This is a genomic window from Comamonas sp. HJ-2, assembly GCF_053615495.1.
In genome coordinates, this window is record NZ_JBSIFD010000015.1 from 73,111 (window position 1) to 87,165 (window position 14,055).

The window sequence follows — 14,055 nt, forward strand, 5'->3', positions numbered from 1 at the left end:
AAACGGCCATGACGCGAAAGATTAGCAATAGGAAAGTGAGAGCGTAATGAGTTTGGATACCGTGTTGACGCAGGCCGTGGCTTCGGTCCCCGAGTGCTTGGCCGCTGGTTATGTGGATGCTGCTTCGGGCATGTTGCTGTCGATCCGTACCGTGGATTCCCATCCGCGTGAGGTGATTGATCTGGTGGCGGCTGCTACGGCCGACCTGTTCAACGGCCCCAATGTCTCCATGATCGAGACCATGTTCAAGCGTTCGCGCGGCCTCAGCGATGATGGTCACCACTATTTTCAGGAAATCATCGTCAATAGTGACAACCTGATTCACGTCTTTCTGCGTAGCAAGGCAGTGCCCGACTATGTGGCAGTCTTTGTCTGCCGCCGTACCGCCAACCTGGGCATGGCATTGACCAAGGCACGTATGGCGATGCCGGGCATCGAAGCTGCGGTGTAACCGGCGGCCCTTCATGTGAGGTGGCGGCTTGCCTGCTTGGGGTGGAGCAGCCTCGCTTGCCGCCTTGCGGGCATGCAGTCTGCGTGCGATGCATCCTTTGTTTCTGGTGCTGGGCATTCCCGCTGTAGCGGCGCTATCCTTGCTCCATGCGTTTACTGCTCGTTGAAGATGACACCATGATCGGCCAGGCCGTGCTGGCGCTGCTGCGCCGTGAAGGCTATGTGGTGGACTGGGTTCAGGATGGCGCCCAGGCCGATACAGCCTTGCATGGTCACCAGTACGATCTGGTGCTGCTCGACTTGGGCTTGCCCAAGCTTGATGGCTTGCAGGTGCTGCGCCAGTTGCGTGCGCGCAAGGATGCCACGCCGGTGCTGGTGGCGACCGCCAGGGATGCCGTGCATGACCGCATTGCGGGGCTGGACGCCGGGGCCGATGACTATGTCATCAAACCCTATGACATGGATGAGCTGCTGGCCCGCATTCGCGCGCTAACGCGGCGTGCGGCAGGGCATCTGGATGCGGTGTACGAACATGGCGGCGTCATGCTGAACCCCAATACTCGCGAGGCCAGCGTGAATGGCCAGCCGGTCACTCTGTCTGGTCGTGAATGGGCAGTGCTGCAGGCGTTGCTGGCAAGGCCGGGGGCCACGCTGTCACGTCAGCAAATCGAAGACAAACTCTATGGCTGGGGCGATGAGGTCAGCAGCAATGCGGTGGAGGTCTATATCCACGGGTTGCGTAAAAAGCTCGGCGCTGCCGCAGTGCTCAATGTGCGCGGTCTTGGCTATATGGTGCCCAGGCCATGAGCGAAAACCAAGCATTGCAGCGGTTGAAACTGCCCGGCTCGCTGGGCGGGCGTCTGTTGCTTTTCATTGGCATGGCGATTTTGCTGGTGGCCGTGCTGCAAGGGGTGTTTGCCTATCGCAATGCACTGGCGCAGACCGATACCCTGTTCGACTACCAGATGCAGCAGACGGCGTTTGCACTGCGGGCGGGTCTGCCGGTCGATGCCAAAGGCAGACCGCAGGGAACGCCTCCCGAAGATGAAAACAACGAGTTCATCGTCCAGGTCTGGACCAATGAGGGACTGAGAATTTTCGAGTCGGCTCTGGGGGATGCCTTGCCCCAGATGGCGGTGCTGGGCTTTGCCGATGTGCCTGCGCGTGGCACGACCTACCGTGTGTTTTCACTGCAGACACGCTCTCAGGTGATTCAGATTGCACAGGACATGCGCGTGCGTCAGATCCTCGCGCGTGAAGCCGCCTGGCGCAGCTTGTTGCCTGTGGTGCTGCTGTTGCCGCTGCTGGCGCTGGCCGTGTGGTGGGTGATTCGCCTTTCACTGACTCCCGTGCAGCGGGTGCGCAGGGAGTTGGCCTTGCGTCAGCCTCAGGATCTGGCACCCGTGGCGGAGCATGATCTGCCGGATGAGATGCGCCCGCTGGTAGAGGAGCTCAACAGCCTGCTGCAGCGCGTACGGCAGGCTTTTGAGGCACAGCAGAATTTCGTGGCAGATGCTGCGCATGAGCTGCGCTCGCCGCTGGCCGCGTTGCAGCTGCAATTGCAGCTGCTGCGCAAAGCAACGGACAGCTCCGAGCGCGAGTCGGCGCAGGCCCGTCTGGCACAAGGAATCGAGCGCGCCAGGCGCCTGGTGGAGCAGTTGCTTGCATTGGCCAGGCAGGAAGCCAGGCCGCAGACTGAAGATGCACCGCTGGCTGACTTGCGCGTGCTGGTCGAGCAGGCTCTGGCTGATGCCGCGCCGGCTGCCCAGGCCAAGGGGTTGGACATGGGTCTTAGTGAAGACCCGCAGCAGCAGTCCGCATTCAGCGTGGCCGCAGACGCAGAGGCACTGGCGGTGCTGCTGCGCAATCTGCTGGACAACGCCATCAAATACGTGCCCGCCGGGGGGCGGGTTGATGTGGGCTGGTTGCAGGACGAGCACGGATGTGCACTGGTGGTGGAAGATTCGGGTCCAGGCATTGCACCGGCCGAGCGCCAACGCGTCCTGCAGCGCTTTGTTCGCGGTCAGGGGGCTGGTGGCATGGCCGGCGGCAGTGGCCTGGGGCTGGCCATTGCGCAAAGCATTGCGCAAAGCAGCGGTGCCCAGCTGTGGCTTGACGAGTCGCCGCAACTGGGCGGTCTGCGTGTCAGGGTCCTGTGGCCTCAGTCCTAGTCTGACAATCGATTGCTTGAAAATACAGGCGTTGGGATCTGGCTTTCATTGCATGATTGAACGATAGTCTCAGCCGAATGAAAGTGATGATGCCTAGGCTTTAGGCTTTGCTTGAGCTGCCGCACTCGTCGTGCGGCCGTACCTCCAAATTGCACCATGCCATCAATTATTCAACGCCTTTCCCAGACCGTCTCCGCATCTCAGAATCTGCCCAGCTTCACGCGACCTCTTCTGGAAATCATGGTGGAAGTGACTGATCTGGAGTCGGCCTATCTCACCACCGTGGATGAGGCACGCGGTATTCAGAATGTCCTGTACTCCCTCAATACGGGAGGAATGAAGATCCCCGAAGGGCTGGAGGTGCCCTGGCACGACACCTTGTGCAAGCGGTCGCTCGACGAAGGGCGTACCTTTACTGACAATGTTGGCGAGTGCTGGGGCGACTCGGATGCAGCGCGTCAGCTGGGTATCCAGACTTATGTGAGCACGCCCGTGCGTTTTTCCAATGGTGCGCTGTTCGGCACTCTGTGTGCAGCCAGCGACCATTCCGTCGCGCTGGCCGCGGAGGCCGAGGATCTGCTGCGCCTGTTTGCCAAGATCATTGCAGGCTTTGCCGAGCGCGAGCAACTGGTGAGATCGCTGCAGCATGCCAACGAGGAGCTGGCTTCGTTGGCCATGCTCGATTCCCTGACTGGATTGCCCAATCGCCGCTGCGTGACCGAGGAACTCAACCGACTCATTGCTCATTGCCGTCGCACCCGTGAATGGGTGCTGGTGGGCTTTGTGGATCTTGACCGCTTCAAGCAGATCAATGACCAGTTCGGTCATGAGGCTGGGGATGCATTGCTGCGTGCCATGGCTGAACAACTGCGATCAGGACTGCGCAGCAGTGACATGCTGGCTCGTTTCGGTGGCGATGAATTCGTCATGGTTGGCGCGGGGCCTTTGCTGGATGAAGACGCTGAGGCCGTGATCAGGGAGATGCAGCTGCGATTGAGCAAAGCCTCTGTTGCCCGCTTGCAATTGGCCGATGGACGTGAGATCGAGTACGCAGGAGCCAGCGTGGGAATGGTCTGCTTGATGCCCGATGACACCGATGTGGATGATGCTTTGCAGAAAGCCGATGCCGCAATGTACAAGGTGAAAGCCGCAAGGCAGAGACTGCCTGAGGTGATCTGACCTGAAAAGACTCCGCAGGGAGTCTTTTTCATTGCGGCGAGACAGTCGATCGACTCTTGCAAAAGAGGGCTGAGTGCAGGCTTGAAGTCTCGGTAATAATCGTTGGCGGAGGTATCGTTTGTGAAAAATTCGCTCGCAGAAGGTCTGGACTTCGAGGATATGTTCAACCTGGCACCGGTATCGCTCTGGATGGAGGATTACAGCGGCCTGAAACAGATTTTCGATCAATGGCGGGCGCAGGGGGTGAGCGATCTGCTCAGCTTTCTCAAAGAGGATCCGGAGCGGCTCAGGCTTTGCAGTCAGTCCTACAAGGTGCTGCGAGTCAATCAGTACACGCTGGACCTGTTCAAGGCCGAAGATGAGGAAACCCTGAAGAGCCGGCTCAGCGAGGTCTTTCGCGGCGACATGCTCGACAGCATCATGAACGAACTGGTCGCTCTCTGGGAGGGGGTGCTCAGTTTCGAGACCCGTTCGGTCAACTATGCCCTGGATGGACGGCGGCTCGATGTGCAGGTGAGGGCGCGTGTGCTGCCGGGCTATGAGCAAAGCTGGAGCCGGGTGCTGGTCTCCCTGGAGGATGTGACGGCGGAGGTGCAGAGCACGGTGAAGCTGCAGCGCAGCGAGCAATACGCCAGAGACTTGTTCGAGTACTCTCCGGTGTCACTGTGGGTCGAGGACTTCAGCGTGGTCAAGCGCCTGATGGACGATGTGAGAGCGCGCGGAATCACCGATTTCCGGACTTTTCTGAAAGTGCATCCGGAATTCGTGACCCGCTGCATGCAGGAAATCCAGGTGCTCGATGTCAATCGCCAGACGTTGCAAATGTTCGGTGCCGAGAGCAAGCAGCAACTGCTGCAGAATCTGTCCAAGGTTTTCAGGGGCGAAATGTACGATTCGTTTGCCGAGCAGCTGATAGACCTTTGGGAGGGTAAGCTGGTGCAGCAGCGGGAAGTGGTGAACTACGGGCTGGCTGGCGATGTGCTCCATATTCATATGGAGTTCGCCATCATGAGCAGCCATGCGGAAAAGTGGGGTTTGGTTCTGCTGTCGCTCGTGGATATCACCGCTCGCAAGAAGGCTGAGGCTTATCTTGAATATCTGGGCAAGCATGATGTGTTGACCCAGTTGCGCAACCGCGCTTTCTATACCGAAGAGCTCAACAGGCTGTCACGCAAAGGGCCCTGGCCCTTGTCCATGCTTGCCATAGATATGAATGGACTCAAGGTCGTCAACGACGAGCATGGGCATACTGCAGGCGATGCCATGCTCAGGCGCATGGGCGAAGTTCTCTCCAAGGCAGTGGATGCGCCGGCCTGCGCCGCCCGCATCGGTGGCGATGAGTTTGTCGTGCTATTGCCGGGAACCGATGAACGCGGTGCCGTGGCATTGCAGGAGCGCATCTTGTCCTTGCTGGAGTTGAACAATCAGTTCTATCCGGGTCACAGCATCCAGGTCTCCATGGGCCATGCCTGTGGCCTGGAAGGCACGCCGATAGAAAGCATTGTTCAAGGGGCGGACAAGGCCATGTATGCTGAAAAAGCACGCCTTTACCGGGACAAGGAGCGCGACAGGCGTGTGAGCTCAGTCTGAGCTCGGATATGCGTCAATCAAGTTCCACTTCGCGTTGCGGTCTGACCCGCTGGCGGGAGCCTGCAGTGGGTTGGGACATCCCAATCTGTCGAGAGAGACAAAGGTGATCTGCCAAGTGTTGGAAGCGCCACCAGACACAAGAGTTCTTCATGGCTGCTTGAGTCTTGCCTTGAAATATCACGGGAGAAGTCTATGAAAGTCATCGGGCTTGCCATGTTCGCCGCAATCGCCGTCAGTGCCTGCAGTTCTGCGCCGTCTCAAGATGCAGACCGTGAAGTTGCATTCACCTGTGCAAACGGAGAATCCATTTCGGTGCGTTTCTCGCCTGCCAACAGCAAAGCAGTCTTGATACGCGGCGGTCAAGGCATAGAGCTTCCACAGCAGCCAAGCGGCTCCGGATTTGTTTACAGCAACGGGCCCAATACCATCCGAGGAAAAGGACTGGATCTGACGGTAGAGGTCGGTCGCATGGTGCCGATTCAATGCAAGGCCCGGTAAGAGGCCCTCTGACTATCGCCGGAATTCCACCGCATCCATGCGCATGTGCTCGGTTGCGGGCGCAGAGCCTTGAGGCGCATTTGGCGTTCGCCGTCATCTGACAGTGGAGTTTTCTTGAGTGCTTGGCCTTTGCCGCAGGGTTATGGTTCCAGCTGTTTTTGCAACTCCTCGACGAAGCATTGCGTGCGTTCCGAAGGTGCCGAATGACTGGGCAGTGCCAGCACTACCTCTACTGAGCACTCGGGCAGGAACGGTTTGATGCAGAGGCTTGACGCAAACGTTGCCGCCACGTAGGGGTTCACCACGCCCAAGCCCGTACCTTGCGCGGCAAGGCAGCAGATGGTCGAGGAGTAGGTGGTTTCGACCGTTGAGCTGGGCCGGACATCATGCTCAAGCATGGTTCGCTGCAGTTGCAGGTAGATGTTGTCATCCGAATTCAAGGTCAGCAGCAGCTGGTTTTCCAGGTCCTGGACATGCAGGCTGCTGTGCTGTGCCAGCGGATGGCCTGGATGCATGACGCAGACGGCCTGGGTCTGATGCAGAACGCTTGCGTTGAGTTCAGGGGAGCCAATGGCCATGGTGCTGACGACCAGGTCAAACTGGCCGTGCAGCAGTCCTTCCCGAAGATGGGTAGTGCCTAGCGTCTGCAGGCTGATGTGTGTACCCGGGTAGTGCAGCAGAAAATTGTGCAGGGCCGCAGGAACGATGGACAGTCCCAGTGCCGGGGTGCAACCTATGCGCAAAGTGCCTGCACCGAACTGCCGCAGCCCCTGAAGGTCGCGCTCAATGCGGTCCAGACCTACGAAATGTTGCTGCACCGTCGAAAAGAGCTCCCGTGCCTCTGCAGTCGGGCGCAGCCGCCCTTTATGCATATCAAACAGCTTCAGGTCCGCGCCGGTCTGCATCTGAGCCAGCAGACGGCTGATGGACGGCTGCGTGGTGTGCAGCAGCTGCGCAGCGGCGGTCGTGGTGCCGGTTTGCATCACGGCACGAAATGCTTCAATTTCTTTAAAACTCAAAGGGCGTGGCATGGCGCAATCGGTTTGATGCTGAGGAGGAAGGGTATACCAACCACGTATAGGTGAGTTTGAAAAATGAATTTTTCCGAGTAGGTTAGGCTTTCTACACTGACTTCCATACGAATAAGTGCATGCGTTTTCAGGAATTGAGGGCGCATCAATCAATCCAAGGAGTCATTAGATGGTTTGCATTAGCGCTCGTCGCTCTCTGTGTCTGGGAGTGCTGGCTGCCGCAACGTTGGCGAGCGTCGGCTCGGCCTGGGCTGAAGGCAGCTCCGCATATCCAAATCCTGCTCGTCAAATTCGCATCATCGTGCCGTTCACTGCGGGTGGCAGCTCGGACGTGCAGGCCCGTATGCTTGCCGACAGGCTCGGCCGTATGTGGAATCAAGCCGTGGTGGTCGAGAACAAGCCAGGTGCAGGCGGCCATCTGGGTGGGAAATATGTGTCCGATCAGCCGGCGGACGGCTACACGCTGATGGTGGGATCCATCGGATTGCATGCTGCTTACGGGGTTTACAAGAAACTGCCTTACGACCCTGCCAAGGAGTTGCGCGTTGTCACCGTGCTGGCGGAGATGCCCCATGTCGTGGTTGCAACCCCCAATCTGCCGGTCAAGAATCTGCAGGAGCTGACCGTGCTGGCCAAGAAGGATCCAGGCAGCATCAATTTTGGCTCTGCTGGCGTGGGCTCGTCGGTTCACATGATGGGAGAGCTGTACAAGCTCCAGTCAGGCGCTCCCATTGTTCATGTCCCCTATCGTGGCAGCTCGGCAGCGCTCAACGATTTGCTTGGCGGCCAGATCCAGCTGATGTTCGAGAACCCTCCGACAGTGCTGGCTCATGTCAAGGGCGGCAAGCTCAAGGCGTTGGCGGTGACCGGCAACGAGCGCCTGGCGGCGTTGCCGGATGTGCCGACGGCCGGTGAAGCAGGAATGAAGGACTATGTGGCCACATCATGGACCACGGTCGCCGTGTCCTCCAAGGTGCCTGAGGCCCTGGTGCACAAGCTCAGTGAAGACATCCGCAAGGTGGCCAATACACCCGAGTTCCGCAAGGGGCTGCAGGATCAAGGGATGAGTGCCGTGGCCAATACCCTGGCAGAAGCGCAAAGCTTTGTGGCCAAGGAAAAGCAGCGTTGGGACCAGGTGATCGCTGCCGGAAAGATTACGGCGAATTAACCAGAGCCGGGCTTCTTCATGCCCTGCATCGCTTTCGAGTCGCAGCCAGTCGCTGCGACGCTACTGCTTGATATCCAATGACGACCTCTTCTCATTCTTCTTTTGCTCCCTGCCGACGCGTGGGTGACGGCAGCCTTCATCACTTCTTCGGCTACTACAACAAGTCCAACTGGGACAAAGGCAATCGCCTGCTGGCAACCCAGCAAACGCCCTGGATGGACATTTACCTGACGCCAGAGGTCAAGGCCACGATTGGCTATTTCGACACTCAGGACGGTGACCGCTTTCACGCAGTGGGCGAGACCGGTGCCTGGAACTTCCAGATGGGCAGCCAGCTGCAGTGGCTAGACGGCGCACCGGGCCGCAAGCTGATCTATAACGATCGCACGGGCGATATGTCAGCCCGTTACCCGGGCTTTGGCGCCGTAGTGGTGGATGTGGATACGCAAGAGCGCCGAGTTCTGCCCATGCCCGTGTATGTGGTTGCACCCAGCAGTGCCTGGGCGCTGTCGGTCAACTACCGGCGCCTGTACATCACGCACGAGACCATTGGTTACAGCGAGCCGGGCCAGCCTTTTGAATTGCCTCTGGCGCCCGCAGATGACGGCATCTGGTGCATGGAGCTGGCGACAGGTGATTCCCGGTTGCTGGTCAGCTATGAGCAACTCAAGGCATTCCATCATGTGTCGTCGATGGACAAGGCCATCCACTGGGTCAGCCATATCGAGATCAACCCGGCTTCTTCGCGCATCCTGTTTTTGCATCGATGGACAGAACGTGTGAAGGATGAGACCTGCTTTCTGCATCGCCTGATCACCATGAACCCGGACGGTTCGGACATGCGCTTGCTGGAGTGCTCCGATCATCCGCTGCCGCAGCTGGCTGACGACTTCGACCCCAGTGCCGCAGGCACGTTTGACTATGAAAAGTCGCAATACCAGATCTCTCATCCCTTGTGGCAGGACAACGAGCACATCATTGTCTGGGGGCCACATGCCGGCGAGATTCACTACCACCTCTATCACGATGTTGAAGGAGGCGAGGTGAAAGTGATTGGTCGCGATGTACTGGTGGAAAACGGCCATATGACGTTCTCGCCGGTCAGTACCCGCTGGATGCTGAGTGACACCTATCCCGACGACAGGACACACGAGCGCTTTCTGTTCCTTTTCGACATGCAGACCGGCGAGCGTCGCAATCTGGGCAGTTTCTATGCCACTCCGGAGCTGAGCAAGGAAAACCGCTGTGACCTGCATCCACGTTGGAGTCGTGATGGCAAGCAGGTGTGTATTGACTCGGTGCATGAGAGCCAGCGCCAGATGTATGTGCTGGATGTCTCGTCGATCGTGGAGGCGGCCTGATATTGAAAGCAGCGCTATCGGTGATGATGGTTCTGGTGATCCGAGCTGCGGTGTGCTTCAAGAGGGAAAATTCCGGAGCTCGATGCCTTCGTCTGCGCGAGTGAGCTGCCGCGAAGGAGCTCTGGGCGTTGAGGGCTGAGATGCCTGTCCTTGTGGCGCACAGCAAGTACGGCTCTGCTCCATGTGCTGGCGCTGCTCTCGGTAGCTGCAGACTTTGTCTTCGGCGTGCATGAGAGCTCAGGCGACTGGGCTAGAATTCCTGCATCGGGAAAGCAGCCTCCCGTCCCGCAAGGGTAGACGGTGTCCCGTCCAAGAGCTGGATATTCTCTATGGAGTTTTTATGGACACCGCTTTACCCAGGCCTACCGACCCGGTTGCGCCAGCCTCTCTTTCGCTTTCAGAAGCGCTGCGCTTCTGGTTGAAGCTTGGATTCATCAGCTTTGGCGGTCCCGCAGGTCAGATTGCACTCATGCATGAGGAGCTTGTAGACCGCCGTCGATGGATTTCCGAGAAGCGATTTCTCCATGCCCTTAACTACTGCATGTTGCTGCCGGGGCCCGAGGCTCAACAGCTTGCAACGTATCTGGGATGGCTGCTGCACCGGACATGGGGTGGCATTTTGGCAGGGCTTCTTTTTGTCCTGCCATCGCTGTTCATCATCATGGCTCTGGCCTGGCTGTATATGGCCCACGGGGACATGCCGGTCATTGCGGGCATTTTCTATGGCATCAAGCCCGCTGTGACGGCGCTTGTGGCACAGGCAGCCTACCGAGTGGGCTCCAGGTCGCTCAAGAGCAGCTGGCATTGGGGCATTGCGGCTGCTGCGTTTGTCGCCATTTTCGCGCTCAATGTTCCGTTTCCGCTCATCGTCATTGCGGCTGCAGCCATCGGTTTCATCGGTGGCAAATTGCGACCCGAGGCCTTTGGTGGCTCCAGCCATGAAAAAAGCAATGCGCGTCAGCCAGTCGGGGCCGCATTGATCGATGACGACACTCCAACTCCGCCGCATGCACAATTTTCCTGGCGAGGATTCTGGAGGGTGTCGCTGGTCTGCCTGACGCTGTGGGGCATCGCAATGGGCGTGCTCGCCACGGCGTTTGGTCTGGAATCGCCGCTGGTACAAATGGGATGGTTCTTCACCAAGGCTGCGCTGATGACTTTTGGTGGCGCATATGCGGTGCTTCCCTATGTTTACCAAGGCGCGGTGGAGAACTTCCATTGGTTGACTGCAACACAAATGATCGATGGCCTCGCTTTGGGGGAGACCACTCCGGGCCCTCTCATCATGGTGGTGTCCTTTGTGGCTTTTGTGGGCGGCTGGACAAAAGCGATCTTCGGTGTGGATTCGCTGCTGCTCGCTGGAGTCGTCGCTGCAGTGATCGTGACCTTCTTCACTTTTCTGCCGTCGTTCTTTTTCATTTTCCTGGGTGGTCCCTTTATCGAGTCCACCCACGGCAATCTGAAATTCACTGCGCCATTGGTCGGAATCACCGCTGCGGTCGTGGGTGTCATCCTGAATCTGGCGGTCTTCTTTGCCTACCATGTAGTTTGGCCCCACGGCTTCGCAGGACACATAGAGTGGCCGTCGATTGCCATTGGTCTGGCAGCAGGCATCGCGTTGCTCCGCTTCAAGATCAATGTCATCTACGTCATTGTGGCGGCAGGGCTGACAGGATTGCTTGCGCAGTTGTGGTGATCGCTCAAGCCCCTGGTCTGGGGGCGAGTCATGGGGCATTTTGCGACTGCCATAAGTTGGGAGCTCTGGTTAAACTTGTCTTACCCCACCATCAACCAGGTTCCTGCCTCTATGCCACGAATCGCGCTGATGTTAATGCCGCATAGGTCCAGATGATGCCTACTGTCAAATCCATCATCCCGCTTGAACTTGCACCAACCCTGTTCAAGAGCGCCAACGCCTTCGAGGCCTGGCTGAAGAAGAATCACGCTACTTCTGAAGGCCTCTGGCTCAAGATCGCCAAGCGAGGCTCCAACGAGCCCAGTGTCACCTACCCCGAAGCGGTGGAGATTGCGCTGTGTTGGGGCTGGATCGATGGACAGAAGAAAAGTCTTGACGATCAACACTATCTTCAGCGCTTCACGCCGAGGCGCGCGCGAAGTGTCTGGTCGAGAATCAATGTCAACAAGGTACAGGCACTCATTGAAGCGGGCCGCATGCAGGCCCCGGGTCAGGCTCAGATAGAGGCGGCCAAGGCTGACGGGCGCTGGGCGCGGGCCTACGACGGTGCGCGTACGTCCACGGTGCCCGAGGATTTGCAGGCTGCACTGGAGGCCGAGCCGGCGGCCAAGACCTTCTTTGCAAGTATCAATGCCTCCAATCGCTACGCGATACTGTGGCGTATCCAGACAGCTGCGAGGGCCGAGACGCGCGCCAGACGCATCGCTCAGTTGGTGGAGATGCTTGCCCGCGGCGAAACCATCCATCTCTTCAAGCCGAGTGCCAAGGCTTGATTGCGAAGTACGCATGGGCATTTTGCATTGAGCGGCCCGCGTACCTGTTGCTGTCTGGTTGCCTGCGGCGAAAAGCATGACTCATATGCCAGCGCCAGAGAAGGGCTGGTCGATATTCACGCCGACGAGGGCAAGGGTTGGGTGACGAGGGGGACGAAGCCAGAGGGCAAAACTGGGGGCATCTGAAATGCACCCCAATTTCTAAAAATGTACCCTCAAATGTGCCCCCAGAAGTCCTCTTATTGCGGCACATTCCTGTGGACTTCGGCGCACTTCAAATTGAGGCCTGCAGAGGGGAAAAAGAAAAAGGCCGGAAGGTTATGCACCTTCGCGGCCTTGAATTTGGTCCCCCCGACAGGAATCGAACCTGTATCTGTCGCTTAGGAGGCGACCGTTCTATCCATTGAACTACGGGGAGGGACGCTGAATTCTACCCGTGTTGCCAGCCTGCGGATTCCAACCGACTTATTTATGTCAGCTCTGTACTGTTGACTTCGACAGAGACGTGGGTGAGTTCTTCGTGTACCGACAGCAACTGGCGGATGTAGTCGGGTGTGACCGTGGCAGCGCCATCGACTGCGATGATGCAGGCATGGTGGTTCTTGCCCACGCGCCAGACATGCAGGTCTGTGATGGTGACGGGTTGCGGACCTTGCGCGATGGCATCACGTACCTCTTGCACGACGGGGGCATCCATTTCGGCATCGAGCAACACGCGGCTGCTATCGCGCAGCAAGCCCAAGGCCCACATTGCCACCATCACGGAGCCGGCCAGGCCCATGACCGAATCCAGCCAGGCAAAGCCCAGGAGCATGCCGCCCAGCAACGCTGCGATGGCCATGACTGATGTGGCTGCGTCTGCAATTACGTGCAGATAGGCGGAGCGCAGGTTCAGGTCGCCATGCGCATGGTCGTGTCCATGGTGATGATCGTGGTGGGACTCATGGCCGTGGTGATGGTGGTGTCCGTCCTTGAGCAGCCAGGCACAGACCAGGTTGACCAGCAGGCCAAGAGTTGCCACGCCTATGGCTTGCTGATAGTGAATGGCGGCAGGCGAGAGCAGGCGTTGTATGGATTCAAAAGCCATCAGGCCGGCAACCAGCAGCAGGCAGATGGCGCTGGTGTAGCCCGCCAGGATTTCTATCTTCCAGGTACCGAAGCTGAAACGTCTGTCATTGGCCAGCTTGCGCGCAGCGGCATAGGCGCTGACGGACAGGCCCAACGCCAGCGCATGTGAACTCATATGCCAGCCGTCTGCCAGCAGGGCCATGGAATTGAAGTAATAGCCGGCGGTGATTTCCAGCACCATCATGGCCAGCGTCAGCAGCATGGCCAGCTTGGCGTTTTTTTCGCCCAGCGGATTGCCTTGGTCAAAGTTGTGGGAGTGTTGCCGGGTAAGGGTGGAGGCGGTGTATGAGGTCATGGTTGGTTTGTTTTCATATACTCTACCCCAGTATATTTTCCATGCCGGCAGGAGGACTACAATTCCTGCATATGTCGCATACCGTTTCGAATCAAAAACCGTTGCTCGCGCGCATTCGCCGCATCAAGGGGCAGACGCAGGCACTGGAGCGGGCTCTGGAAGAGGGGCAGGAATGTGCCGTGGTGCTGCAGCAACTGGCGGCTGTGCGCGGGGCAGTCAACGGCTTGATGCTGGAGTTGTTAGAAGGCCATGTGCGCGAGCATCTGGGCGCCGAGGCTGCGACGGCCGAGCAGCGTGAACAGGACCTGGAGCTGGTCGTGAAGGTGCTGCGTTCCTACGTCAAATAGGGCCGGGCTGCAGGCGTGGGCGGCCTGCATGGATGAAGCGGTGGATCAGGACTGCACCAGCGCCGTCAGATCATTGACGAATGGCTGCACGCCAGGATGGCCGTGCAGCCATTGCCTGCCCAGAAATTCTTCGATCGACTGCTGCTGCAGCCCGAGGCCGGGCCGGCGGGCCGATGCGGCCTGCAGCAGGTCATGAGCGCGGTTCATGACCTGCTCGCTGTCTGCGGCCGCGGGCTCGCCCAGCTCCAGCATCCATTCCTGCTGGATGCGGAGTATCAGCTTGCCCGCGGCTTGCTCAAGCGCAGTGCGGTTGCGTGGCATAGCAGAATTGATGGCTTCTATCGCATGACAGAAAGGGGATGAAGGCA

General features: G+C 58.5%; 14 protein-coding genes and 1 tRNA gene. 11 read left to right on the plus strand and 4 right to left on the minus strand.

What is annotated here, in order from left to right:
- Positions 1 to 46 precede the first annotated feature (46 nt).
- The 6 genes from ACWGXF_RS13960 to ACWGXF_RS13985 all read left to right on the plus strand — a co-directional run bounded on the left by ACWGXF_RS13960 (position 47) and on the right by ACWGXF_RS13985 (position 5,888).
- Entirely contained in the window at positions 47 to 451 is a 405-nt protein-coding gene (locus tag ACWGXF_RS13960) for a hypothetical protein (protein ID WP_012839717.1), read from the plus strand.
- A 146-nt stretch (positions 452 to 597) separates the two neighbouring features.
- A complete protein-coding gene (locus ACWGXF_RS13965) occupies positions 598 to 1,257 on the plus strand; it encodes a response regulator (RefSeq protein ID WP_039049766.1) in 660 nt (219 codons plus the stop codon).
- A complete protein-coding gene (locus ACWGXF_RS13970; protein WP_256628526.1) occupies positions 1,254 to 2,621 on the plus strand; it encodes an ATP-binding protein in 1,368 nt (455 codons plus the stop codon). Before ACWGXF_RS13965 ends, ACWGXF_RS13970 begins: the two co-directional genes overlap by 4 nt.
- Before the next feature lie 156 nt (positions 2,622 to 2,777).
- Positions 2,778 to 3,800 (plus strand): sensor domain-containing diguanylate cyclase, encoded by a 1,023-nt coding sequence (locus tag ACWGXF_RS13975; RefSeq protein ID WP_034404854.1) that lies wholly within the window; start codon positions 2,778 to 2,780, stop codon positions 3,798 to 3,800.
- A 120-nt stretch (positions 3,801 to 3,920) separates the two neighbouring features.
- Positions 3,921 to 5,390 carry a sensor domain-containing diguanylate cyclase gene (locus tag ACWGXF_RS13980; protein ID WP_012839714.1) on the plus strand — a complete coding sequence of 490 codons (1,470 nt, stop codon included), beginning with the start codon at positions 3,921 to 3,923 and terminating at the stop codon, positions 5,388 to 5,390.
- Positions 5,391 to 5,582: 192 nt separating this feature from the next.
- Complete coding sequence (locus ACWGXF_RS13985; RefSeq protein WP_034378158.1) at positions 5,583 to 5,888, plus strand: MliC family protein; 306 nt, start codon at positions 5,583 to 5,585, stop codon at positions 5,886 to 5,888.
- A gap of 140 nt (positions 5,889 to 6,028) precedes the next feature.
- On the opposite strand, the gene ACWGXF_RS13990 is transcribed toward ACWGXF_RS13985, so the two are convergent.
- Positions 6,029 to 6,919: a LysR family transcriptional regulator gene (locus tag ACWGXF_RS13990; protein WP_256631279.1), complete on the minus strand. Its 891-nt coding sequence runs from the start codon at positions 6,917 to 6,919 to the stop codon at positions 6,029 to 6,031.
- Positions 6,920 to 7,088: 169 nt separating this feature from the next.
- Here ACWGXF_RS13990 and ACWGXF_RS13995 point away from each other — a divergent pair, with 169 nt between their 5' ends.
- From ACWGXF_RS13995 to ACWGXF_RS14010, 4 genes are all read left to right on the plus strand, one after another.
- The gene (locus ACWGXF_RS13995; RefSeq protein WP_256628525.1) at positions 7,089 to 8,087 is read left to right on the plus strand and encodes a Bug family tripartite tricarboxylate transporter substrate binding protein; all 999 of its coding nucleotides are present in this window, start codon (positions 7,089 to 7,091) and stop codon (positions 8,085 to 8,087) included.
- Positions 8,088 to 8,164: 77 nt separating this feature from the next.
- Positions 8,165 to 9,448 carry a hypothetical protein gene (locus ACWGXF_RS14000; RefSeq protein WP_256628524.1) on the plus strand — a complete coding sequence of 428 codons (1,284 nt, stop codon included), beginning with the start codon at positions 8,165 to 8,167 and terminating at the stop codon, positions 9,446 to 9,448.
- Between the two features lie 340 nt (positions 9,449 to 9,788).
- Positions 9,789 to 11,144, plus strand: coding sequence for a chromate efflux transporter (gene chrA / locus ACWGXF_RS14005; RefSeq protein WP_256628523.1), 1,356 nt, complete (start codon positions 9,789 to 9,791; stop codon positions 11,142 to 11,144).
- Positions 11,145 to 11,296: 152 nt separating this feature from the next.
- Complete coding sequence (locus tag ACWGXF_RS14010; protein WP_054075494.1) at positions 11,297 to 11,917, plus strand: YdeI/OmpD-associated family protein; 621 nt, start codon at positions 11,297 to 11,299, stop codon at positions 11,915 to 11,917.
- Between the two features lie 343 nt (positions 11,918 to 12,260).
- On the opposite strand, the gene ACWGXF_RS14015 is transcribed toward ACWGXF_RS14010, so the two are convergent.
- Positions 12,261 to 12,335: transfer RNA gene (locus ACWGXF_RS14015), tRNA-Arg, on the minus strand.
- Positions 12,336 to 12,386: 51 nt separating this feature from the next.
- Positions 12,387 to 13,340 carry a CDF family Co(II)/Ni(II) efflux transporter DmeF gene (gene dmeF, locus ACWGXF_RS14020; RefSeq protein ID WP_452102046.1) on the minus strand — a complete coding sequence of 318 codons (954 nt, stop codon included), beginning with the start codon at positions 13,338 to 13,340 and terminating at the stop codon, positions 12,387 to 12,389.
- A 71-nt stretch (positions 13,341 to 13,411) separates the two neighbouring features.
- On the opposite strand from dmeF, the gene ACWGXF_RS14025 reads away from it, so the two are divergent.
- Positions 13,412 to 13,687 (plus strand): metal/formaldehyde-sensitive transcriptional repressor, encoded by a 276-nt coding sequence (locus tag ACWGXF_RS14025; protein ID WP_003071225.1) that lies wholly within the window; start codon positions 13,412 to 13,414, stop codon positions 13,685 to 13,687.
- Positions 13,688 to 13,732: 45 nt separating this feature from the next.
- Here ACWGXF_RS14025 and ACWGXF_RS14030 read toward each other — a convergent pair whose 3' ends face one another.
- The gene (locus tag ACWGXF_RS14030; RefSeq protein ID WP_256628521.1) at positions 13,733 to 14,008 is read right to left on the minus strand and encodes a hypothetical protein; all 276 of its coding nucleotides are present in this window, start codon (positions 14,006 to 14,008) and stop codon (positions 13,733 to 13,735) included.
- Positions 14,009 to 14,055 lie beyond the last annotated feature (47 nt).

Excerpts from the sequence above, each read along its gene's own strand:
- ACWGXF_RS13960 (WP_012839717.1), top strand. The coding sequence starts at position 47 with ATGAGTTTGGATACCGTGTTGACGCAGGCCGTGGCTTCGGTCCCCGAG.
- ACWGXF_RS13965 (WP_039049766.1), top strand. The coding sequence starts at position 598 with ATGCGTTTACTGCTCGTTGAAGATGACACCATGATCGGCCAGGCCGTG.
- ACWGXF_RS13970 (WP_256628526.1), top strand. The coding sequence starts at position 1,254 with ATGAGCGAAAACCAAGCATTGCAGCGGTTGAAACTGCCCGGCTCGCTG.
- ACWGXF_RS13975 (WP_034404854.1), top strand. The coding sequence starts at position 2,778 with ATGCCATCAATTATTCAACGCCTTTCCCAGACCGTCTCCGCATCTCAG.
- ACWGXF_RS13985 (WP_034378158.1), top strand. The coding sequence starts at position 5,583 with ATGAAAGTCATCGGGCTTGCCATGTTCGCCGCAATCGCCGTCAGTGCC.
- ACWGXF_RS13990 (WP_256631279.1), bottom strand. The coding sequence starts at position 6,919 with ATGCCACGCCCTTTGAGTTTTAAAGAAATTGAAGCATTTCGTGCCGTG.
- ACWGXF_RS13995 (WP_256628525.1), top strand. The coding sequence starts at position 7,089 with ATGGTTTGCATTAGCGCTCGTCGCTCTCTGTGTCTGGGAGTGCTGGCT.
- ACWGXF_RS14000 (WP_256628524.1), top strand. The coding sequence starts at position 8,165 with ATGACGACCTCTTCTCATTCTTCTTTTGCTCCCTGCCGACGCGTGGGT.
- chrA (WP_256628523.1), top strand. The coding sequence starts at position 9,789 with ATGGACACCGCTTTACCCAGGCCTACCGACCCGGTTGCGCCAGCCTCT.
- ACWGXF_RS14010 (WP_054075494.1), top strand. The coding sequence starts at position 11,297 with ATGATGCCTACTGTCAAATCCATCATCCCGCTTGAACTTGCACCAACC.
- dmeF (WP_452102046.1), bottom strand. The coding sequence starts at position 13,340 with ATGACCTCATACACCGCCTCCACCCTTACCCGGCAACACTCCCACAAC.
- ACWGXF_RS14025 (WP_003071225.1), top strand. The coding sequence starts at position 13,412 with ATGTCGCATACCGTTTCGAATCAAAAACCGTTGCTCGCGCGCATTCGC.
- ACWGXF_RS14030 (WP_256628521.1), bottom strand. The coding sequence starts at position 14,008 with ATGCCACGCAACCGCACTGCGCTTGAGCAAGCCGCGGGCAAGCTGATA.